The organism is Stenotrophomonas maltophilia (assembly GCF_006974125.1).
Taxonomy (GTDB): Bacteria; Pseudomonadota; Gammaproteobacteria; order Xanthomonadales; family Xanthomonadaceae; genus Stenotrophomonas; species Stenotrophomonas maltophilia_O.
The window spans coordinates 4,257,548-4,279,450 of sequence record NZ_CP037858.1; the positions used below are offsets into that span (position 1 = coordinate 4,257,548).

Annotated in this window: 19 protein-coding genes and 1 riboswitch; of the genes, 13 read left to right on the forward strand and 6 right to left on the reverse strand. The window is 66.8% G+C overall.

The genetic code is table 11. From position 1 onward, the window contains the following. Positions 1-336: 336 nt before the first annotated feature. Both EZ304_RS19690 and EZ304_RS19695 read left to right on the forward strand, forming a co-directional pair. Complete coding sequence (locus EZ304_RS19690) at positions 337-813, forward strand: hypothetical protein (protein WP_049402662.1); 477 nt, start codon at positions 337-339, stop codon at positions 811-813. 69 nt (positions 814-882) lie between these two features. Next, entirely contained in the window at positions 883-1,362 is a 480-nt protein-coding gene (locus EZ304_RS19695; protein WP_099551577.1) for a tRNA (cytidine(34)-2'-O)-methyltransferase, read from the forward strand. A 108-nt stretch (positions 1,363-1,470) separates the two neighbouring features. Here EZ304_RS19695 and EZ304_RS19700 read toward each other — a convergent pair whose 3' ends face one another. Next, a complete protein-coding gene (locus EZ304_RS19700; RefSeq protein ID WP_142807927.1) occupies positions 1,471-2,634 on the reverse strand; it encodes an acyl-CoA dehydrogenase family protein in 1,164 nt (387 codons plus the stop codon). A 257-nt stretch (positions 2,635-2,891) separates the two neighbouring features. Here EZ304_RS19700 and EZ304_RS19705 point away from each other — a divergent pair, with 257 nt between their 5' ends. Together EZ304_RS19705 and EZ304_RS19710 are read left to right on the forward strand one after the other, a co-directional pair. After that, the gene (locus EZ304_RS19705; protein WP_142807928.1) at positions 2,892-4,568 is read left to right on the forward strand and encodes an electron transfer flavoprotein-ubiquinone oxidoreductase; all 1,677 of its coding nucleotides are present in this window, start codon (positions 2,892-2,894) and stop codon (positions 4,566-4,568) included. Positions 4,569-4,633: 65 nt separating this feature from the next. Further along, on the forward strand, positions 4,634-5,035 hold the full coding sequence (locus EZ304_RS19710; RefSeq protein WP_099551580.1) for a c-type cytochrome: 402 nt from the start codon (positions 4,634-4,636) through the stop codon (positions 5,033-5,035). Here EZ304_RS19710 and EZ304_RS19715 read toward each other — a convergent pair. Next, entirely contained in the window at positions 5,029-8,625 is a 3,597-nt protein-coding gene (locus EZ304_RS19715) for an ATP-binding protein (RefSeq protein ID WP_142807929.1), read from the reverse strand. The two genes, EZ304_RS19710 and EZ304_RS19715, sit on opposite strands and share 7 nt — an antisense overlap. A 75-nt stretch (positions 8,626-8,700) precedes the next feature. Here EZ304_RS19715 and EZ304_RS19720 point away from each other — a divergent pair, with 75 nt between their 5' ends. The 7 genes from EZ304_RS19720 to pnuC all read left to right on the forward strand — a co-directional run bounded on the left by EZ304_RS19720 (position 8,701) and on the right by pnuC (position 17,481). Beyond that, positions 8,701-9,339, forward strand: a complete 639-nt coding sequence (locus EZ304_RS19720) for a response regulator transcription factor (RefSeq protein WP_099551582.1) — start codon at positions 8,701-8,703, stop codon at positions 9,337-9,339. 378 nt (positions 9,340-9,717) lie between these two features. Continuing rightward, complete coding sequence (locus tag EZ304_RS19725; protein ID WP_142807930.1) at positions 9,718-10,488, forward strand: hypothetical protein; 771 nt, start codon at positions 9,718-9,720, stop codon at positions 10,486-10,488. A 111-nt stretch (positions 10,489-10,599) separates the two neighbouring features. Continuing rightward, positions 10,600-12,597 (forward strand): peptidoglycan-binding domain-containing protein, encoded by a 1,998-nt coding sequence (locus EZ304_RS19730; RefSeq protein WP_142807931.1) that lies wholly within the window; start codon positions 10,600-10,602, stop codon positions 12,595-12,597. A gap of 246 nt (positions 12,598-12,843) precedes the next feature. Further along, on the forward strand, positions 12,844-13,251 hold the full coding sequence (locus tag EZ304_RS19735; RefSeq protein ID WP_142807932.1) for a glycine zipper 2TM domain-containing protein: 408 nt from the start codon (positions 12,844-12,846) through the stop codon (positions 13,249-13,251). A 128-nt stretch (positions 13,252-13,379) separates the two neighbouring features. Continuing rightward, a complete protein-coding gene (locus EZ304_RS19740; RefSeq protein ID WP_142807933.1) occupies positions 13,380-14,504 on the forward strand; it encodes a phosphotransferase enzyme family protein in 1,125 nt (374 codons plus the stop codon). A gap of 43 nt (positions 14,505-14,547) precedes the next feature. Beyond that, a riboswitch (TPP riboswitch) is annotated at positions 14,548-14,643 on the forward strand. A 70-nt stretch (positions 14,644-14,713) separates the two neighbouring features. Further along, a complete protein-coding gene (locus EZ304_RS19745; protein WP_142807934.1) occupies positions 14,714-16,903 on the forward strand; it encodes a TonB-dependent siderophore receptor in 2,190 nt (729 codons plus the stop codon). 8 nt (positions 16,904-16,911) lie between these two features. After that, positions 16,912-17,481 carry a nicotinamide riboside transporter PnuC gene (gene pnuC, locus EZ304_RS19750; protein WP_142807935.1) on the forward strand — a complete coding sequence of 190 codons (570 nt, stop codon included), beginning with the start codon at positions 16,912-16,914 and terminating at the stop codon, positions 17,479-17,481. A 105-nt stretch (positions 17,482-17,586) separates the two neighbouring features. Here the strand turns inward: pnuC and EZ304_RS19755 are convergent, their stop codons facing one another. The 4 genes from EZ304_RS19755 to EZ304_RS19770 all read right to left on the reverse strand — a co-directional run bounded on the left by EZ304_RS19755 (position 17,587) and on the right by EZ304_RS19770 (position 20,238). After that, positions 17,587-18,003, reverse strand: a complete 417-nt coding sequence (locus EZ304_RS19755; RefSeq protein ID WP_099551588.1) for a hypothetical protein — start codon at positions 18,001-18,003, stop codon at positions 17,587-17,589. Positions 18,004-18,089: 86 nt separating this feature from the next. After that, on the reverse strand, positions 18,090-19,064 hold the full coding sequence (locus EZ304_RS19760) for a Dyp-type peroxidase (protein WP_142807936.1): 975 nt from the start codon (positions 19,062-19,064) through the stop codon (positions 18,090-18,092). A 114-nt stretch (positions 19,065-19,178) separates the two neighbouring features. After that, positions 19,179-19,502: a hypothetical protein gene (locus tag EZ304_RS19765; protein ID WP_099551590.1), complete on the reverse strand. Its 324-nt coding sequence runs from the start codon at positions 19,500-19,502 to the stop codon at positions 19,179-19,181. Positions 19,503-19,662: 160 nt separating this feature from the next. Continuing rightward, positions 19,663-20,238, reverse strand: a complete 576-nt coding sequence (locus EZ304_RS19770; RefSeq protein WP_099551591.1) for an Ax21 family protein — start codon at positions 20,236-20,238, stop codon at positions 19,663-19,665. Between the two features lie 161 nt (positions 20,239-20,399). On the opposite strand from EZ304_RS19770, the gene EZ304_RS19775 reads away from it, so the two are divergent. Together EZ304_RS19775 and EZ304_RS19780 are read left to right on the forward strand one after the other, a co-directional pair. Continuing rightward, entirely contained in the window at positions 20,400-21,395 is a 996-nt protein-coding gene (locus EZ304_RS19775) for a DUF2268 domain-containing putative Zn-dependent protease (RefSeq protein ID WP_142807937.1), read from the forward strand. Between the two features lie 212 nt (positions 21,396-21,607). Continuing rightward, positions 21,608-21,880, forward strand: coding sequence for a hypothetical protein (locus tag EZ304_RS19780; RefSeq protein ID WP_012509703.1), 273 nt, complete (start codon positions 21,608-21,610; stop codon positions 21,878-21,880). Positions 21,881-21,903: the final 23 nt, after the last annotated feature.

Sequence of the window (21,903 nt, forward strand, 5' to 3'; positions counted from 1 at the left end):
GGTGTTTGCCCCAGTGCGCCATCCGCCCGGCCCTCCCAAGCTGGCGTGGGAAGTCACATGCACCCGCAGCAGGCGTCCGGACAGTGTCCGCGGCGCATCGAATGGACAGGTGTCCGCCCACCGGACACTTTTCGATCCAAACAAAACCCTTGTAAATCAACGACTAAAAGTTGGCACGGGGATTGCTTGGTACTTCCTGCGCCAGGAAGGGCTTCAGACGAAAGCTGACTGAAGACTGAACAAATGCAGGAAATCGAAAATTTTCCTTGCATGCCCAGAATCGGTGTACTACCTTACTACCACACCACTGATCACCAACACTAAACAGGCCCCGTCATGAACGCCAAGACCATTGCCATCGCCATCGCCCTGATCGCCGGCACCGCGGTTGTTTCGTCGGTGCAGGCCTCCGAATCCATCAAGACCCTGTCCACCGTGCAGGTCCGCCCGGCCGCCGACCAGCTGGCCCAGCAGGCCTGGGAACAGGCCAGCGGCATTCCGACCCTGGCCACCGTGGAAGTTCGCCCCAGCGCCGACCAGCTGGCCGAGCGCAGCGGCTACGTCGCCGCCCCGGTCGCCGCCGCGATGCCGATCACCACCCTGGCCTCGGTGGAAGTGCGTCCGAGCCTGGAGCAGCGCGTCGCCCTGGCCGCCGAACTGGAAGCCCAGCGCTACGCCGCGACCCTGGCTGCTGCCGCCACCAACGTCGCCAACTCGGTCATCGTCAACCTGCCGGCCCTGCAGGTGCGTCCGAGCGCCGCCGACCTGCAGGCCCTGGCCACCGAAACCGCCCAGGTTCTGCTGCGCCCGTAACCGGTGCCGCCCTGCCCAGCGCAGGGCGTGCGCCGTAAAGGCGGCCGCCGTCGCAGGTACACTGCGCCGATGAATGCCGCGCCCCAGTTCCACGTGATCCTGTTCCAACCGGAAATCCCGCCCAACACGGGCAATGTGATCCGGCTCTGCGCCAACACCGGCGCGCAGCTGCACCTGGTCGAGCCGCTCGGCTTCGCACTGGAAGACAAGCAGCTCAAGCGCGCCGGCCTGGACTACCACGAGTATTCGCGCCTGCAGGTGCACCCCGACCTTGACACTGCACTGGCGCGGATCGCACCGAAGCGGTTGTTCGCCCTGAGTACGCGTGCCAGCGTCCGCTATGACAGCGTGGCGTTCGAAGACGGTGATGCGTTCCTGTTCGGCCCGGAAAGCCGCGGCCTGCCGCAGGACGTGCTCGATGCTTTGCCCGATGGCCACCGCCTGCGCCTGCCGATGCGGCCGGACAACCGCAGCCTCAATCTTTCCAACACCGTTGCCGTGGTGATGTACGAAGCGTGGCGGCAGCATGGGTTTGCCGGCGGGGCGTAGCTCACGTGTGTCACTTTCTTTGCTCGCGCAAAGAAAGTAACCAAAGAAACGCGCCGCTTTCAGCGTGCCAATCGCAACGCCGGCCAGCGGCCGGCACTACCGGTGCACTCAGAACGCGTTGATGCCGGTCAGTTCGCGGCCGATCACCAGCTGGTGCACGGTCTCGGTGCCTTCATAGGTGATCACCGATTCCAGGTTCAGCGCGTGGCGGATCGCCACGTGTTCGGTGGTGATGCCGGCCCCACCCAGCAGATCGCGGCATTCGCGGGCAATGTCGATGGCCATGCGGCAGTTGTTCCACTTGGCCAGGCTGACCTGCTGCGGCTGCAGCTGGCCGGCTTCCTTCAGGCGGCCCAGCTGCAGGGCCAGCAGCTGCGCGGTGGTGATGCGGCGGGCCATCTCGGCCAGCTTGATCTGCGCGCTCTGCGTGGCCGCCAGCGGGCGACCGAACAGAACGCGCTCCTTGGCATAGCCCAGTGCTTCATCCAGGCAGGCAATCGCCGCGCCGATCGGGCCCCAGCTGATGCCGAAGCGCGCCTGGGTCAGGCAGCCCAGTGGCCCCTTCAGGCCCTTCACGTTCGGCAGCCGATGGCTGTCAGGCACGCGCACGTCATCGAAGAACAACGCGCCGGTCAGCGACGCGCGCAGGCTCATCTTGTGCTTGATCTCCTGCGTGGTGAAACCGGCCATGCCCTTTTCCAGCACGAAGCCCTGGATGCCGTCCTCGGTCTGCGCCCAGACGATGGCCAGATCGGCCACCGGACCGCTGGTGATCCACATCTTGCTGCCGCTGATGCGCCAGTCAGTGCCGTCGCGCACCGCGCGGGTCTTCATGCTGGCCGGATCGGAACCGCCGTGCGCCTCGGTCAGGCCGAAGCAGCCGATCAGCTCGCCGCGCGCCATCGCCGGCAGCCACTGCTGGCGCTGTTCCTCGCTGCCATAGGCGTAGATCGGATACATGCACAGCGAGCTCTGCACCGAGACGAAACTGCGCAGGCCGGAATCGCCGCGCTCCAGCTCCTGGCAGATCAGGCCGTAGCTGACCGCGCCCAGGCCACCACCGCCGTACTCGGTCGGCAGAGTCGCACCGAGCAGGCCCAGTGACGCGATCTCCGGCACCAGTTCATCGGGGAAGCGGGCCTGGTCGAAGGCATCACCGATGATCGGCAGCACACGCTCGTTGGTGAAACGGGCGACGCTCTCCTGTACGGCGCGCTCTTCCTCGTTGAGCAGGGAACGGACATCAAACAGATCGTACGGATGCAAAGCCATGGCACTCACACGCAGTCAGGACCCGGCCATTGTCGGTCATCCGGGCAGAGCGTGCCGACCAGGGTCGGCACCCACCAGAGCTGCGGCACTACGCTGCAATGCAGCAATCGTGGCGTGAACGGCGCCGATCTAGCTGGATCCGGCGCGTCCCGGTACCCTGACACATTCAAACAACCGTTTCGCCCGTGGCCGCACGCGCGATTCCCAGGCACCGCCGGTGGCCCCGATGCCGGCCCTACCCACGAGTCATGCAATCGATGAGCGCTGAAGCCAACGCCCTGCCCCCGCGTGAAGTAATGGAATTCGACGTGGTGATCGTCGGTGCCGGCCCCGCCGGCCTGGCCACCGCGATCCGCCTGCGCCAGCGCGCGATCGAAGCCGGCCGCGAATTGTCGGTGTGCGTGCTGGAGAAGGGTTCCGAACCGGGCGCGCACGTGCTGTCCGGCGCGGTGATGGATCCGCGCGCGCTGACCGAACTGTTCCCGGACTGGGCCGAGCGTGGCGCACCGCTGAAGCAGAAGGTCACCCGCGACGAATTCCTGTTCCTCAGCGAAACCGGCGCACGCAGCACGCCCAACGCGCTGCTGCCGGAGTGCTTCCACAACGAAGGCAACTACATCATCAGCCTGGGGGAAGTGACCCGCTGGCTGGCGCAGCAGGCCGAGGCGCTGGAAGTGGCGATCTTCCCCGGCTTCGCCGCCGCCGAAGTGCTGTTCGGCGACAACGGTGAAGTGATCGGCGTGGCCACCGGCGACATGGGCATCGAGAAGGACGGCAGCATCGGCCCGGCCTTCGAGCGCGGCATGGCGCTGCAGGCCAAGTACACGATCTTCGCCGAAGGCGCGCGCGGCCACCTCGGCCGCCAGCTGATCGCCCGCTACAAACTGGACGAAGGCAAGGACCCGCAGGCCTACGGCATCGGCATCAAGGAACTGTGGCAGATCGACCCGGCCAAGCATGAGCCGGGCCTGGTGGTGCACGCCGCCGGTTGGCCGCTGGACAGCGATACCTATGGCGGCGCGTTCCTGTACCACGCCGACGGCGGCAAGGTCGCCATCGGCTACGTGGTCGGCCTGGACTACAGGAACCCGTGGCTGAGCCCGTTCGAGGAATTCCAGCGCTTCAAGACCCACCCGTCCATCCGCAAGCACCTGGAAGGCGGCACCCGCATCGGCTACGGCGCGCGTGCGATCACCGCCGGCGGCCTGCTGTCGCTGCCGAAGACCGTGTTCCCCGGTGGCGCGCTGGTCGGCTGCGAGGCCGGCTACCTCAACGCCAGCCGCATCAAGGGCAGCCATGCCGCGATCAAGACCGGCATGCTGTGCGCCGACGCCGCGTTCGACGCGCTGGCCGCCGACCGCCAGCACGATGAACTGAGCGCCTATCCGAAGGCATTCGAAGCCAGCTGGCTGTTCACCGAACTGCAGCAGGCCAAGAACTTCAAGCAGTGGTTCAAGAAGGGCCAGACCGTGGCCACGCTGATGACCGGCGTAGAGCAGTGGCTGCTTCCCAAGCTGGGTGTGCGCAACCCACCGTGGACCCTGCATCGCACCCAGCCCGACCACGCCTGCCTGGAACCGGCGTCCAGGCACACCCGCATCGCCTACCCGAAGCCGGATGGCGTGCTGACCTTCGATCGCCTCAGTTCGGTGTTCCTGAGCAGCACCAACCACGACGAAAACCAGCCCAGCCACTTGACGCTGAAGGACCCGAGCATTCCAGTGAAGGTGAACCTGGCCGAGTACGCCGGTCCGGAAGCGCGCTACTGCCCGGCCGGCGTGTACGAGTTCGTCGGCGACGCCGACAACGCGCGGCTGCAGATCAACGCGCAGAACTGCGTGCACTGCAAGACCTGCGACATCAAGGACCCCACCCAGAACATCGTCTGGGTGACCCCGCAGGGCGGCGGCGGCCCGAACTACTCGGGCATGTGATCGCACCGGGCTGCGACCGCGTGTCGCAGCCCGCCTGCCCCGCTGCGTCGCTATCCTGCCCGCCCATGCGTGCATCACTCCCGCTCATCGCCGTTGCCGTGGCCCTGGTCGCCACGGCCTGCCAGCGTCCGCCTGCGGCACCGGCCACGCCGGAACAGGCGCACCAACAGGCCATGCAGCGCGCGTTCGAGTTGTGTGCCGGCTGCCACACCGTGCAAGCCGGGGGCATCCACCGCTTCGGGCCGAATCTGCACGGCGTGATCGGTCGTCGCGCCGGCAGCCTGCCCGACTACGGCTACTCCGATGGCATGCGCCGCGCCGACATCACCTGGACCGCGCAGACGCTGGATGCGTTCCTGCAGTCGCCCACCCACGTGGTGCCCGGCACGCGCATGTACAACGCCTTCCCCAGCGCCGAACGCCGCGCGCTGGTGATCGCCTACCTGCAGCAGCAGTCGGCTCAGTGAGCCAGGCGCTGCAGTTGTTGCTGCAGCCGCGCCACGAATGCCGCCACCGCGGCGAACAATGGCACCGGATCGGTCTCGGCCGCATCCTGCAGGCGCTCGACCAGTGCATTGGCCTGCCCGGCCAGTGCCGTCGCCCCCACTGCACCCAATCCGCCCGCCTGGCGATGCAGGTGCAGCGCGGCAGCCTCACGGTCGCCGGCCTGCAGCGCGCACTGCACAGCGGCCAGGTCACCTTCACTGGCCTGCAGCAGGCTGTCGCGCAACTGCTCGGCCACGGCCTGCGAACCGAAACGCTGTTGCAACGTGGCCAGATCAGGCAGCATCGCGCCGGCGGCGGCGGACTCCGGCACCGGCTCCTCGAACGAATGCCCCTGCGCCTGCGGTAACCAGCGCAGCAATGCCGCGCGCAGAGTGGCCAATGACAACGGCTTGGCCAGCACCTCGTCCATCCCGGCTTCACGGCAGCGACGCGCATCGTCGTCCAGCACGCTGGCGGTCAGCGCCAGCACGGCCAGCCGCGGTTGCCCGGTGCGTCCCTCGCGCTCACGCAGAAGGCGGGTGAAGGCGAAACCATCCAGCACCGGCATCCGGCAATCGGTAATGACCAGATCGAAGGACTTTGATGCCAGATGATCCAGGCCCTGCTGGCCATCACCGACCAGCACATGCGGCACGCCCAACTGCTGCAGCCGCCAGGCCATCATCGCCTGGTTGGTCGGATGATCCTCGATCACCAGCACGCGCGCCTGCCGCAGCGCCAACGGCAGCAGGGCAGCCTGTGCCTGTTCGGCAACCAGCGCTTCAGCATCGGCAATGCCCGCTTCCACCAGCGATAGCCGCACCTCGGCACAGGTGCCCTCGCCCAGCGTGCTGTGCAGCTCCAGCTCGCCCTCCATCATCTGCACCAGGCGATGGCAGATGCTCAGGCCGAGGCCGGTGCCACCGTGGTCACGCTGGATGTAAGCGCCGGCCTGGGTGAACGGCGCGAACAGGTGCTGCAATTCTTCCGGCGCGATACCCATGCCGGTATCGGTGACGCTCAGGCGAAGCGGCTGGCTACCGTCTTCGGCGGTCGGCCCCAGCACCTCCAGCTGCAGCCGCACTTCGCCGTGCACGGTGAACTTGATGGCGTTGCTGAGCAGGTTGAACACGATCTGGCGCAGGCGCACGCCATCCACTTCGTGCGCCGCCGCCAGCTGCGGGTCGATCTGCACCTGCAGGTCCAGTCCACGTGCACTGGCCTGCGCCGACAACAACCGGCACACGCTTTCCAGCAATGGCCGCAGCCGCTGCGGCACCGGTTCCAGGCGCAGCGCGCCGGCCTCCAGCCGCGAGTAGTCGAGGATGTCGTCGAGGATCTGCCGCAGCATCTGCGCCGCGTCCTCGATAACCCCGAGAATGCGCTGCTGCTCGGCATCCAGCGGCGAATGCGCCAGCACCTCCAGCATGCCCAGCACGCCACTCATCGGCGTGCGGATCTCATGGCTCATGGTGGCCAGGAAGCGGGATTTGGCCTCGGCCGCCTGCTCGGCCTCGGCCTTGGCTGCGGTCAGGGCATCCGCCTGTGCACGGGCCTCGCTGGCATCCACCCAGTAGCCACTCCAGGTCACTACACCGGCTTCGGCGGCATAGGGTTGCGCCTGGGTGCGCACCCAACGCGGGCCTGTTCCATTGCCGCGCAGGCGGAATTCCAGCATGAGCGGTGCGAACTGGTGCGCGGCCTGTTCGACCGCCTGCAGGATGCGCGCGCGATCGTCCTCTTCGACGCGTTCCAGCAATGTCCTGGCGTCCTGCTCGGCCTGCTGCCGGGTGATCCCGAACAGCGCCTGCAGGTCGCCGGCAATGAACGGGAAGCTGAGCGTGCCATCAACCTCGCGACGGGCCTGGTAGACCACGGCAGGCAGGTTGTCGGTCACTTCGGCCAGGCGCTGCTCCAGCTGGCGGCGCCCGGCCACCTCACGGCGCAGGCGCCAGTAGCCGATGCCATGCACCAGCAGCGCGGTCAGCAGCACCAGCAGCAGCGGTACACCCCAGCGCAGCGTGCTTCGCCAGTCGATGCCGTTACGGTACTCCACCGCCAGCCAGTCGTCGCGCAGCGCTTCGCGCTCGCGTGGCGTCATCTGCAGCAGCAAGCGATCGAAGGTCGTGGCGAGCGCCGCATGCCGGCGCTCCACGGCCAGTGCCAGCTGGTCGTTGAAGCCCGCGGGCGCGGCAACCTGCAGGCGCCCCGGGAAACGCGTGCGCAGCAGGTGGTCGACCAGCGCAAGATTACCCACGTAGGCGTCGGCCTCGCCATCGATCAGGCGTTGCATGGCCTGTTCGGCACTGCGCGCGGCGACGATCCTGGCCTGCGGCGCCTGCTGCAGCACATAGCCACGAACGCGCTCCGGATCGGACAGCAGTACACGCTTGTCCTGGAGGTCGGACAGACCTAGGAGGGCCGGGCTGTCGTGGCGGCTGATGATCACGTTCGGCACGCTGATGAAGGGTTGGCTGAACACCCAGTCCGGGCCCAGGTAATGCGAATCGACCGGAATGCCCATCACCGCCTGCAGCTCGCCGCGACGCGCCTTCTCGCGCACCTCGTACCAGTCATGGCTGTTCTGCGCCTGCAGGTTGGCACCGGCCTGCATCAGCCGCCCCAGGTACTCGCTGGCCAGGCCGCTGGGCTTGCCATCCTCGTCGGCGAACGACAGTGGGGCGGCGTTCGGCGCGAAACCGATCTTCAACGGCTGTTCCAGAACCCGCTTCTCGGCCTGGCTCAGCGCCAGCTGTGCCGATGCCGACCACTGCGGCGGGGGCAGCCAGCGTTGTGCCAGTGCATCGCGCTGGGCCTGGCTGGTCGCGGCCAGCGCCAGGTCCAGCGCTTCGGCCAGCGGTTGCTTGCTGTTGGGAACGCCGAAGTGCAGCCGTTCGGGGGGCAGGTCGCTCGGACGCAGCAGGACGACACCCTGCAGGTGCTGGCGAGCGATCAGTTCGGTGGCAACGTAGGCATTGCCTATGTAGACATCAGCTTTGTCGTCTCTGACCATCTGCAGCGCTGCCAACGAGCTGTTTGCGACAAGCTGCACCGCACGTGGGAAACGTGCCCGCACCTGCGGGCCGGTCAGGAAATCCTGCTCGATGACCACCCGCAATCCGTCCAGGTCGGGCATGTTCGAAGCACGCAGATCGCCTGGCCTCCCCACCAGCGCCAACGGCGCCTCGCCATAGGCAGCGGTGTAGACCATGCACCGGGTGCGGTCGGCGCTGAGACCGACATTCATTACCACGTCGATCTCGCCACGACAGGCCGCATCCAGTACGGAAGTCCAGTCGGCATATCGCCGGGCCTCGACCTTCACGCCCAACTGACGGGCAAGAAGCGACAGATAATCCGGCCCCAGGCCAACCTGCTGGCCATCACGGAGGGACTCGAACGGCGGCCAGCCGCTGTCATACTGGCCCACGACGATGCTTGGATGGGCGGCGAGGTACTCGCGCTGCAGGGGACTGAGCGGCAACAGCCCAGGCACCGCCTGTGCCAGCGCCACCGGCAGCACCAGTGCGGCCAGCAGCAGGACCAGCCCGCGAACAGCCCAGCTACGCATCGGCGTCGATCTCCTAGAATCCTGCCAGGGTCCGCGATGGTCGCGGTCCGGCCTGCCCGGTGGTCATACTAGAGCATGAGCTTGCGCATCATCATCGCAGACGACCACCCGGTGGTCCGTATCGGTACCCGCGCCGTCATCGAATCGAGCGGGGTCGGTCGTGTGGTCGGTGAAGCCGACAGCGCGCAGGCGCTGATGGCCCTGCTCGGCAGCCACCCCTGCGACCTGCTGGTGACCGACTATTCCATGCCGGGCAGCCCACAGGCAGACGGCTTCGCCATGATCGGCATGATCCGCCGCCGCTACCCCGACCTGCCGGTGCTGATGCTCAGCGTCTCCAACAACCTGGCGATCCTGCGCATGGTGCTCGACAGCGGTGTGCTCGGTCTGGTCGACAAGAGCTCGTCGATGGACGAACTGCCGCAGGCCATCCAGGCGGTCTACCGGGGCCAGCCCTACATCAGCCGCAGCCTGCGTGAGCGGGTCGAGGCTGCGGGCAGCTGGCGCATGCGCGAGGGCGACGGCAAGCCGTTGTCGCCACGCGAGGTGGAAGTGCTGCGGCTGCTCGGCACCGGCATGACGGTGAAGGAGATCTCGCTGCAGCTGCACAAGAGCGTCAGCACCATCAGCCGGCAGAAGGGCGACGCCATGCTCAAGCTGGGCCTGAAGGGCGACGCCGAGCTGTTCGACTACCTGCGCGACGGCAAGATCTGAGAACCAGATCACACTGCAAGGGCATCTGTCACCGCCCTCTTTGACCGACCGCCGTTCTGTGCCAAGATGACCCGGCATGGGTTTTCAATGCGAGGTCGAAGGAATCGGCCGGCTCATGTCCTCGCTCCCGTCCCTGGTGGATGGGGTGCGGTTTCCTGCCGGCCGTCTGGCCCGGCAACGCTGACCATGGAGAGGCGCATGCATCACCCCCCCGAGCTACGTTGGACCCTGCCGTTGCGGCCCCTGCGCGCATTCGCGGCGTGCCTGCTCGTCTCTCTTTCCGCTGCGGCCTGCAGCGCCGCCGATCCGGCCCCCTCGTCCTCCCAGCCTGGTGCCCCCGTGCAGGCTGCCGATGCGCCCCGACAGGATGTTGCCCCGATGCAGAACACCCCTCCCGACACCGCCGTCACCCCGCCCGACGCGCCGACCGTGATGTATTTCACCTACCAGGTGGACGGTGATGGCGCGACCTCCTACGAGGTCCAGAACGGCAGTGTGGCGACCTTCTGGTTCGGCCACACCTTCACCCTCGACGGCACCACGTATTACACGGGTTTCTCCTGGGATACCCGCGAGCACTACGGCAAGCCGGGCGAGCAGTCGCCGGCCGGCCCGGATGACCGCGCCAATCTCGCCGAGGCCACCTTCGTGCTGGCCGGCAGCGATGCGAACAAGCCCTGGAAGTTCCGTGGCCAGGAATGGACCATCGGCGCACTGGGCGCCTATGACAAGGCCGACGATGTGGATACCCGGCGCAAGCCGCTTGAACATCGCACCGCAGACGGCCGCCTGCTGCTGGCGGTGCCGACCAGCAGCTTCGACCGCGGCATCAGCAGCACCGGCTATGCACTGCTGCTGTTCAACCCCAAGCGCAGCGAAGACGACGTGGACAGCAAGGTCTGGCGCTATGTCGGTTCGGTGCGCACCGGCGAGGACAACAGCGCCGCCTGCGACGAGGGCAACGTGATGCCCTGCACCGACAGCGATGGCGAACTGGCGTTCGCTGCCGACGGCAATGGCCTGCCGCGACTGACCGTGACCTTCAAGGGCACCACCATCGACGCCCCGGGCAAGACCCGTGCGCTGGCTGCCAGCGATGCCGTGCACTACACCTTCGACAGCGCGACCCAGCAGTACATCGCGCCCTGATAGCACCCGCCACACGCGGGTTCCCTGTTGACCGACATGTTCTTGACTCATGGATGAGTCCGGTTGGCGATTCGCGGCACGCGCCGCTCCATCAACCCCGAGGAAGACGTCATGGCACAGCATGACTACAGCAGAAAGGAAGTCCTGGACATCGTCGAGCAGGTCGCCCGGCACAAGGGCATTCCGGTCGATGACTTCATGCGCTTCGCGCACATCGAGACCGGCGGCACCTTCAACGAGCGCGCCCACAACACCTCGTCCGGCGCCAAGGGCCTGTTCCAGTTCGTGCCCGGCTCCGCACGCCAGTATCACCTGACCGGCCACGAGTTCGACCCGACCCGCAACACCGAAGCGGCCGCACAGATGTACCAGGACAACCTGGACTCGATGGCACGCCGCAACGAACGCACCGGCCACCCGTACCTGTCCGGCGGCAGTACGCCGACCGGCCTGGACCTGTACCTGGCCCACCAGCAGGGCAGCGCCGGCTATGGTTCGGTGCAGACCGCGATCGCCACCGGCACCTTCGGCGTGGTCCGCAACGGCCATGGTGAAGAGATCAACATGCGCCGCAACGTACTCAACCAGATCGGCTCCGATGCCAAAGCGCTCACCGGCCACACTCTGGCCGAGATGCGTGGCATGAACGATGGCGACCTGGCGCGCACCTTCTCCAGCTACTACATCCACAAGTACGCGGCGATCAGCATTCCGGAAAAGAACATCGCCCCGCAGACGGTGGCCCCAGGCCAGAGCCAGGGTCAGACCCCGGCAGCGCCGGTGCAGGCCAGCGCCGCCGTGGCAGCCGGTGCAGCCGCGCTGGCGGCGACCGCTTCGGCCGCCGCCGCGCCGAAGCCGGGCATCGAACTGCAGGCCGCCTACGAGGCCGGCGTGAAGTACGACCACGTCAAATACGCCATCAATATTCCGGGCCACGCGCTGCATGTGCCGGGCAAGAGCGGCAAGAACGTGGAACAGGGTTACATCGACTGTTCCGGTTGGGTCGGCACGCTGCAGAACCGGACCATGGATGAGATCAACCAGAAGGCCGGGCATGCGGTCTTCAGCAAGGCCGATCGCATCGACCTGGGCAACCTGGGTTCCGGTGGCATCGTGCGCAAGGCATTCGACCAGTCCGGCGTGCTGCTTGACCGCGACGCGATCCTGAAGCCCGATGCGCTGAAGGAAGGCATGATCATCGGCCTGGATACGGCCAAGACCCGCCACGAGCATTGGAACGGCATCGACCACATCGTGATGGTGGTGCGCGACCCCAACACCGACAAGCTGCTGATCAGCCAGTCCACCGGCAGCAAGGGCGTGCACACCATGCCCATCGAGGATTACCTCAAGCAGGTGAAGGACCACCCGAACTGGAAGCTGTACGCCTCCGACCCGCTGTCCAAGGCGCGCGACCTGCTGGAAAACCGCACCCAGTCGCATGAGCAGACCCAGGGCAAGCCGGCCGCCGAGCACAAGGCCGCTGCCACCCCGCACGCCGAACTGTACAAGCAGGGCGCGCACAGCGAGGGCGTGCGCACAGTGCAGGAGCAACTGGGCCACCTCGGCTACGTCGGTGCCGACGGCAAGCCGCTGATCGAGGATGGCCGCTTCGGCCGCAACACCGACGCGGCGGTGCGCCAGCTGCAGAAGGACAACGGCCTGGTGGCCGACGGCATTGTCGGGGCCAAGACGCTGGAGGCAATCAGGGAAGCCCGCGAGCGCCCGCTGCTGAACGACGAACGGCACCCGCGCAATCCGCTCTTCATCCAGGCAAGCAAGGGGCTGGAACTGATGCCGGCAGGCACCTTCAAGGATCGCCACGCGCTGGAAAGCGCCGCCGCGGCCCTGACCAAGGAGGCGCATGCCGCCGGCCTGCAGCGCATCGACACGGTGGTGCCGAGCCCGAACGGTGAGCGCCTGTTTGCCGTGCAGGGCACGATCGGCGACCCCGCCGCCAGCCGCGTGGCGGTGGAGACCCGTGCAGCCAGCGAGCAGAGCCTGGCGCTCAGCAGCGGTGCCGTGCAGGGCGCGCCGAACGTGCTGCATCAGCAGCAGGACGCCCAGCAGGAGCAGGCCCGGCAGGCACAGAAGGCCATGGGCGTCTGAGCCCGCGGCGCCTTGCAGACCAGGGAAGGGCCGCGCCATGCGCGGCCCTTTCCCTTTCTGCCAGCTGAGCGGCAGCGGCCGCTTTCAGCCTTGCTTCATGCCGCCTGCCGCTAGATGAATGCGCAAGCCGCACGGTGGGCCAGGCAATGTTCCGGCAATGTTGGAACGTCAGCGTGGTCTCCACGGCAGCCGGGGCGCCCGCGCCCTCCCTGCCCAGCGTGGCATGCACCTCACAGGAGAACGAACATGCTCAGTACTTCCACACTCAGCTTCCGTGGTCTGGCGATGGCCCTGGCACTGGTGGCCGGTGTTGCCGTGGTCAGCGATGCCAGCGCGATGTCGAGGAAGGACAAGCGCACCCTGGTCGGCGCCGTGGTCGGTGGCGTGGCCGGCAACCTGCTCTCCAACGGTGATCCCGCTGCCACTGTCGGCGGTGCCGTGGCCGGCGGCGCGATCGGCAACCTGACCACGTCCGACCGCCGCGACCGTCGCTATTACGACAACCGTTACTACGACAACCGCTACGACCGCCGCTACGATCGTGGCTATTACCGCAGCGGCTACTACGACCGTGGCGACGACCGTCGCTGGCAGCGCCAGCGCTACTACGACAACCGCTACTACAACGACCGCGGCCGCCATCGCGGCTGGTAAGCGGCGCGACGGCATCATCGCAGCTGATGCAGGCACGGGCGGGTCGATGACCCGCCCGTTTGCGTTGGCCGCGCGCATGGCGTTGAATGCGCAGCCTTGGATGTGACTTTCCCCACTGGGGCTGCGGCATGACTTCTTCCTCCCACCGCGTGCAGGGCCTCAACAACGACGAGGTCGCTGCCGACTGGCCGCCGATCAGCGCGGCGGACATTGCGTGGCTGAGTGCGCGTTACCCGCAGCTGGACGAGCACAGCCATCCCCGCTGGCACAGCCCGCGACCGCTGTCGGCCGCCGCCATCGTCGACGGCGTGGACGGCGCGGTGTTCGTCAAGCGCCATCACCACAGCGTGCGCAGCGCGGCCTGCCTGGAAGAAGAGCACCGCTTCATCGCCCATCTCGCCGCAGCGGGCGTACCGGTGGTGCAGGTGCTGCCGGCGACCGATGGCCGCACTGCGGTCGAACACGGCGAATGGACCCTCGAGCTGCATGCGATCGGCGTCGGCGAGGACCTGTACCGCGATGCCGTGTCGTGGTCGCTGCTGACCGACGTCGCGCAGGCCCGCGAGGCCGGGCGTGCACTCGCGCAGCTGCACTGTGCTGCGGCCAGCCACCACGCGCCCCAGCGCAGCACCCATGTGCTGGTCGCGCGCGACGATCTGATCCGTGCCGACGATCCGATCGCGGCCATCAAGGCAGGGCTGCACGAGCGCCCCGGGCTGGCCCGCTATCTCGCGCGCATTCCATGGGAAGCGCAGCTGCGGCGCGACGTGCTGCCGTGGCATGCCGGCCTGGCCCAGCGCCTGCGCGACGAGCCACGGTTGTGGGCGCACAACGACTGGCATGTCTCCAACCTGCTGTGGCGCGATGGGCAGATCAGTACCGTGCTGGATTTCGGCCTGGCCTCACCCACCAGCGCGCTGTTCGACCTCGCCACGGCGATCGAGCGCAACGCGGTGGCGTGGCTGGAACTGGAGCACGGCATGGAAGCGGTGCGCATCGATATCGCGCTGGCCCTGCTCGACGGCTATCGCCAGGTGCTGCCGCTGTCGGCGGCACGCGTGCGCCTGCTGGCCGACCTGCTGCCGATGGTCCATTTCGACTTCGCACTGTCCGAAGTGGAGTACTTCGAGGGCGTCACCGGCTCGACCGCCAATGCCGACGTAGCGTGGCAGCCCTTCATGCTGGGGCATCCGGCATGGTTCCACAGCGCGCCGGGACAGGCACTGCTGCAGGCGCTGCACGCGGCAGCCTGAAGGGCACCGGCTCGCAAATCCGTACCATTTGTAGTGAAATGGTCACCTGAAGCGGGGGTGCCTGGATCTGCCAGGCTGAGAGAGTCCCTTGGAACCTGATCCGGTTTGCACCGGCGTAGGGAGCTTTGAGCCGCAGCCACACCCCCATCATGGGCCGGTGCACCTGCGCGCCGTCGCTTCGTCTCCCTTGTTGTCCGAAGACGAACCGAATGAACCGCTGCCTGCGCCCCACCCTGCTCTCCCTCGCCCTCTGCGCCGCGCTGCCGCTGCACGCCAGCGACGCCGAAGCGTCCCCCGATGCGGCTGCCACCAGCGCCGAACGCTCGCCGACCGAACTGGCAGCAGTGCGCGTGCAGGCCGGCAAACCGAAGGCCGATACCTCGCGCGTGAATGCCTTCGGTGGTGGTTCCTGGAAGGACATGCCGGCCTCGGTGAACGTGCTCGAGCGTGACTACCTCGACCGCCGCCAGGTGCGTTCGCTGTCCGAGCTGGCCAGCAACGATGCCTCACTGGGCGATGCCTACGCGCCGGTGGGCTACTACCAGAACATCGCCATCCGTGGCTTCGCCCTGGACGCCGCCACCGGCTACCGCTTCAACGGCCTGTCCATCGCCGGCGAACAGCGCCTGGCGCTGGAGAATGTGCAGTCGGTGGAAATCCTCAAGGGCGAAGCCGGCCTGGCCGCAGGCGTGATGGCACCGGGCGGCATCATCAACTACATCGGCAAGCGCCCGGCCGAGGTACGCACTGCCACGCTCGGCACCGATTCGGAAGGCTCGCGCTACGTCGCCGTCGATGTCGGCCACTGGATCACCCCGCGTTTCGGCCTGCGCCTGAATGCCGCGTGGGATTCCAGCAACTCCTATGTCGAGCACGCCGATGGCCGCCGCAATTTCTACTCGTTGGCCGCCGACTGGCTGATCGGCGAGCGCGGCAAGCTGGAAGTGGATGCCAACTACCAGACCAGCTCGCAGCGTTCGGTGTCGGGTTACCAGCTGCTGGGCGCGCGCGACCTGCCGCGCGGCGTCGACCGCGAGCACCTGCTCGGCTACCAGCCGTGGCAGCGCCCGGTGGATATCGCCAGCACCAACATCACCGCCCTGCACACCTATGATTTCAACGACGCCTGGCAGTCGCGCGTGTCGGTGGGCCACAGCCGGTCGGTGATCGATGACAACGTCGCCTTCGCCTATGGCTGCTACTACGCCACGCAGTGCGCCGATGGCAGCGTGCCGGGCAACTACTTCGCGCCCAATGGCGACTACGACGTCTACGACTACCGCAGCCCGGACGACACCCGCCGCAACCAGCAGGCGCGTGCCGAACTGCGTGGCCGCTTCGAGACCGGCAACGTCGGCCATGAGCTGACCCTCGGTGCCGACTACTTCCGCCGCACCGTGGACAAGCGCCCGAGCGTCAACGAGTACGTCGGCACCAGCAACATCCACGACGCACCGGTGCAGGTGTTCGTGCCGTCGCCGAAGATGCCGGGGCCGTCCGCACGGCGCCTGGACAGCCGCCAGACCGCGTTCTTCGCGCTGGACCGGATGAGCTTCGGTGACGACTGGCAGTGGCTGGCCGGCGGCCGCTTCGTGCGCCTGGACGAGCGCGCCTACGACAAGCGCGGCACCCCGCAGCGCCACAGCCGTCTGTCGCGCTTCCTGCCGCAGACCGCCGTGGTGTGGAAGGCCACCGACCAGCTCAACGCCTATGCCAGCTACGTGCGCGGCATTTCGCTGGGCCAGGAAGCGCCGTTCTGGACCAGCAACGCCGATACCTTCCTGCCATCGGTGCAGTCCCGGCAGCTGGAAGTGGGCGTGAAGTACGTGCCGGTCGAAGCACTGACGCTGGGCGCGGCGGTGTTCCGCATTTCGCAGCCGTACCAGTACGCCAAGCCCGACAACAGCGACGTCGGCTACACCTTCGTTGAGGAAGGCACGCAGACCCACACCGGCCTGGAGCTGACCGCCAACGGCCAGCTGACCGATGCGCTGCAGATCGTGGCCAGCGCCAGCGTGCTGCAGGCGCGCGCGCGCGACACCGGCACACCGGCCTATGAAGGCCATCAACTGGTGAACGTGCCGAAGGTGCGCGCCAGCGTGCACGTGGCCTATGCGCTGCCGTTCGTGCAGGGCCTGGATGTGACCGGTGGCTGGCGCTATGCCGGTGCCAACGTGGCCCGCGCCGACGGTGGCGTGCGCGCGCCCGACTACTCGGTGTTCGACGCGGGCCTGCGTTTCCAGCATCGCCTGCACGAGCGCGCGGTGACCTGGAACCTGTCGGTGGACAACGTGTTCAACCGCTTCTACTGGCGCGATACCGGCAGCAGCGGCGGTGACTACTACCTGCTCCCCGGCGCACCGCGACAGGCCCGCCTGTCGGTGACGTTCGCGCTGTGAGCGGCGTGATGCTGGAGTGGACCGCCGCGCTGTGCAGCATCCTCGGCGTTTGGCTGATGGCCAAGCGCCGGCTGGTGGCGTGGCCGGTCGGCCTGCTGTCGGTGACGCTGTACGGGCTGGTGTTCGCCGAGGCCAAGCTGTACTCGGACACCCTGCTGCAGGTCGCCTTCGGTGGCTTCCTGGTCTATGGCTGGCTCAACTGGCGCCAGCATGCTGCCGATGAAGGCAGCATCCGCATCGTGCCGTTGGCGCGCGGCAAGCTGCTGCGCGACCTGGCCATCGGCCTGTGCGGTGGCGTGGCGTTGGGAGCCGGCATGCACACCTTCACCGACGCTGCGCTGCCGTGGCTGGACGCGATGCTGACCGCACTGAGCCTGGTTGGCCAGTGGTGGCAGGCACGCCGCCACGTGGCCTGCTGGTGGGTGTGGATCGCGGTGGACGTGGTCTACGTCGGCGCCTACCTGTTCAAGTCGCTGCACGTGACCGCCGCGCTGTACGTGTTCTTCCTCGGCCTGGCCGTGTTCGGCCTGCGCGCATGGAGCGCCGCCGCGCGCGAGCCGCAGGTGGCAACGCAGTAGAGCCACGCCATGCGTGGCTGAGGAACACCGGTAGTCGCCAACCGTGGTTGGCGCGCGCCTACCGACCACGGTCGGTTACCATGCACATCCACGCATGGCGTGGATCTACTGGGTAAGCAGCAGGCCCAGCCGCAGCGGCTGCCGCATGTCGGCCGGTGGGGCCGCCTGCAACGGCGCGGCCTGCAGCGTCGCGCGCAGGTCGGCGTCGACCTGGGCATCACCCAGGCTGTCGAACTCCAGCTTCGATATGCGACCATCTGCCGCGATCCACACGCTCACCGGCAACGGCGTCGGCGCATCCGGATGTGCCTGCAGCCATTCCAGCACGCGCTGCGCCTGAGGATCCTGTTCCTGCTGCAGGCGCTGCTGCAGCTGGCCACCCACGGCGGCGGCGTAGGCCATCCAGTGCGCAGGGGCATCCTGCGCGGAAACGCTGGCACTCCCCAGTGCCAACGCGCCGAACAACGCGGCCAGTGGCCGCCACCAGCGCCGCACGCCGGTCCCGTTCCCAGTCTTGGCCATCGCCTGCCTCCTGCACTCCCATCCAGCGCGCCATGGTCGGCGCCATAGATGACAGGCAGATGGCGGGCCGTGATGGCCCGGCGCGATCAATCGCCCAGGTCGGCCAGCGCCTTGCGCGAGGGTGCGAAGAAGGTCACGCCGGTGGTGGCGGTGGAGAAGTCCAGGATGCGGTCGTGCAGCGGCGCGGGATTGCCGATGAACATGCGCTCGAGCATCTTCTCGATCACCCACAGGCGGCGGGTGTAACCAATGAAGTAGGTGCCGTACTCGCCACGGCCCGGGTTGGCGAACGGCATGTTGTCGCGCAGGATCTCGTGCTCGCCGTCGGCGTCTTCAATGGTGCACAGGGTCTTGTGCGACTTCTGCGCATCGGCCGGCGCATCGTCCAGCTCGATGTTGTCGTGCTTGGTGCGGCCGATGATCGCTTCCTGCGCTTCGGTCTTCTGTGCGCGCCACGCATCAAGATTGTGCAGGTACTTCTGCACCACCACGTAGCTGCCACCGGCATGCTCCGGGTCTTCATCGCCCACGATGGTGGCTTCCGGGAGCGACAGCCCTTCCGGGTTGGCGGTGCCGTCAACGAAATCGAGCAGGTCGCGGCCATCGAAGTAGCGGAAGCCGGCCACGTCATCGACCGTTTCCACCGCATCGCCAAAGGCCATCAGCAGGTTGCGCTCGAACGCCACGATCAGGTCCATCGTGCGTGCACGGACGTGGTACAGCAGGTCACCGGGTGTGGACACGGCCGTGTGGGTCGCACCCTTGATCTCGCGGAACGGCTTCAGCTCGCGCGGCGGCGTGGTGCCGACCAGCGGCTGCCACACGCGGTGGCCGATGGCCACGTTGCAGGTAAAGGTGCGCTCGATCTCGCGGATGGCGGTGTTCTTGATCAGGTCGTCGGTGCTGGCCAGTACCTCGCGTGCCTTGGCGATCGACGCCTCGTCATCCTTCACCTTCAGCACCAGGAACGCCGCCGAATGGGTGAGCGGCGCAGTGATCTGCTGCGGCTCGTTGTCGAGCGTGTGGTTGACGGCGGTGATCGGTGCGGGCTGGGAGTTCACGGCGGTTCCTGCTGGCTTGAGGCGGACGCATCGCGTGGCGATGTGCGGGCGATCATAGCCGAACCACCCGCGCGCGGCCGGAGCGGTTCTCGTTCCGCTGCCAGCAGCGCCGCACTACGCCCGGGTCAACTGGAACTGCTGCGTGCCCGTCCAGGCGATGCGCAGGTACGTGCCTTCCAGCAGGCCGCGCTCGCGCAGCCAGGCAAACACCTCGCCCGGGCACCACTCGCGCCCCGCCGAGAAGGCCACGCCCAGATCGCGCAATGCGACGAACATGCGGGCCTTGGCGGCATCGTCGGCGACAGAGGCATGCAGGATCGGCGGCACGCCCTGAAAACCAAGCGCACCCAGCGCCGGCTGCGCGGCGGTATCCACAAGCACCACCTGCACGGTGTTGCCATCGGCCTGCTGCACGTATGCGCAAAGGGAGGTCTGCATGCGGGATCCGCCATCCGGTGGGCTGACAGTATGCCCGCGCATTACCGATGCCTCAGGGGTCCCGGAAAAAGTGAAGCCCGGCGCGAGGCCGGGCTTCGGTTGGCGTGTGGGAGAGAGAGAGTCACACGCCAGCACAACACGCACTAACGACAGGCGTTTGTTACCAGGTGAAGCGCGGGCCCACGAACCACTCGCGGTCGCCGGCCTTGGCCAGCTTCACTTCGCCACTCAGGCCCCAGTTCTGGTTGAACTTGGCGGTGGCGCCGACACGGCCGTAGAACTCGCCGTCCGGGTTGATGCCGTGCTTCTTGGTGTAGTCCTCGTAGCCGGCCATCACGTAGCCTTCCACGTACGGGTTGAACGCGGTGCGCACGCCAACCTCGGTGGAGTAGCCGTTGAAGTCCAGGCCATGCTTCATGTCGTACTTCTGGTACGCAACGCGAGCCACCAGGTCGGTGTTCGGTGCGATGCCGTAGTTGTAGCCGGCGCCGATGCGCCACTGGTCGACGTCATTCTTGAACTTGTCGGTCTCCTGCGCGCTGTAGTCGCCGAAGATGTGGAAGTTCGGGTGCACCGCCACGGAACCCTTCACCTTCCAGCCATCGGCGTCGCCGCCCTTGGCATCGGTGTTCACGTAGCCGCCTTCAACGTAGTTGTACGACAGGCCATCGGTTGCCGATGCAGCGAACGGCAGAGCAGCCAGAAGACCCAGGGCAAGCAGCGAATTCTTGTTCATCGGGACACACCTTTAATTATTTTGGTTTCGTCGACCGCCTCCCGGGAGGGGGAGAGAGAGGAGGCGGTCGACAGGTGTGAATTATCCGTTAGGGGGTCTAATCAACCCTGAATATTGAACTGACTGGTGTATAAATAAGGCTGACGTTCAGGGAACTCCGCATGGCATTGCTGTCGGCTTCTAACGCTCACCACGCTCGATGCCTGATGCGGGCACTGATCCTGATCGCCTCGCCGGTCGCGCTGCTGCAGGCACAGGCAGCTGATCACGTCGTTGCTGCCGGGCACATCGTCGTACAGACAGACGATGTCACGCGCTTCTTCAAGGTGTTGGACGCCAACCACGGGCGCCCAAGCGCCGATGATCTGCAACACGGCTATCTGGATGCGGGTACGCATGCCCTGCGCAGCTTCACCGACAGCCGTATCGGCTCGATGGAGCGGCTGGCCAGGGCCATCCAGGACAAGCCGGCATTGTTTGCGAAAGCGAGAACCTGCGCGAGAGCATTGCCATCGATCCGCACGCGCGTCGCCGTTGCCGTCGATCAACTGGGCGCCCTGTTGCCATCTGCGCGCTTTCCCCCGGTCACCGTACTGGTGGGCCGCGGCAACAGTGGTGGCGTGACCACCGAAGCAGGTGTGGTCATCGGACTGGAAGCGCTGTGCAACGCCGACTGGATGCAGGCCGATGTAAGTGACCGCTTCGTGCACCTGATCGCCCATGAGTACGTGCACGTGCAACAGCCCGGTGCACGTGTGGACGTCGAGCAGCCCACCCTGCTCTATCAGACGCTGCTGGAAGGCGGTGCCGAATACGTGGCCGAACGGATCTCCGGGCAACCGGCCAACGCACATCTGCAGCGTTGGACGCAGGGTCGCGAGTGTGCGCTGGAGCGCGCCTTCCTGCAGGACAGCATGGGTACCGATCTTTCGAGGTGGCTGTACAACGGCCCCGGCGACGACGCGCGCCGCGGAGATCTCGGCTACTGGATCGGCTACCGCATCGCCCATGCCTATGTTGCGCGCGCGCCCGACACGCGCAACGCCATCGCCGAACTGCTGGATGTCCAGCCTGGAAACGCTGCAGCGCTGTTGGAAGCAAGTGGATGGCAACCTGCGTGCGGAGCAGGCGAAAGCACGCAGACGCGCATGCCGTGATGCCGGCTTCATGCAGGTGAATGGGTGATGTTTAACAGGCACAAGGCGATACGCCGATGCAGATCAGCTCGCTTGATCCCGCTTGTTAAGGTTTGTTGATTTACAGGCCTTCACAGCCCATCCACGTACTCAAATTCCAGCTGAAAGCGCTTGGTAGCGCCGGGAACAAACGCCGCTATATTCCAGCTTCCCCAGACGAAGGAGGGAGTGGAATGAAACTGACCTCGCAACACATGAAGATGGCCCGTGCACTCAGCGTGGCGCTCATCGCCACCGTGAGCCTTGGCGCTTGCGCCTCTTACAAGAACGAGTTTGCAACGATCAACTCGCGTCTCGACCAGCTCGATGTAAAGGTGCAGGGCGCCGCCCAGAGTGCCGAGTCCGCCAACCAGTCGGCGCAGCAGGCCAACCAGCGTCTGGACCAGATCGAAGGCCGCGTGCAGCAGCTTGAAAGGGCACCTGCCGGCCGCAAGCCGCGCGGTTAATCGCTCCCTCACCGTTTGAATTG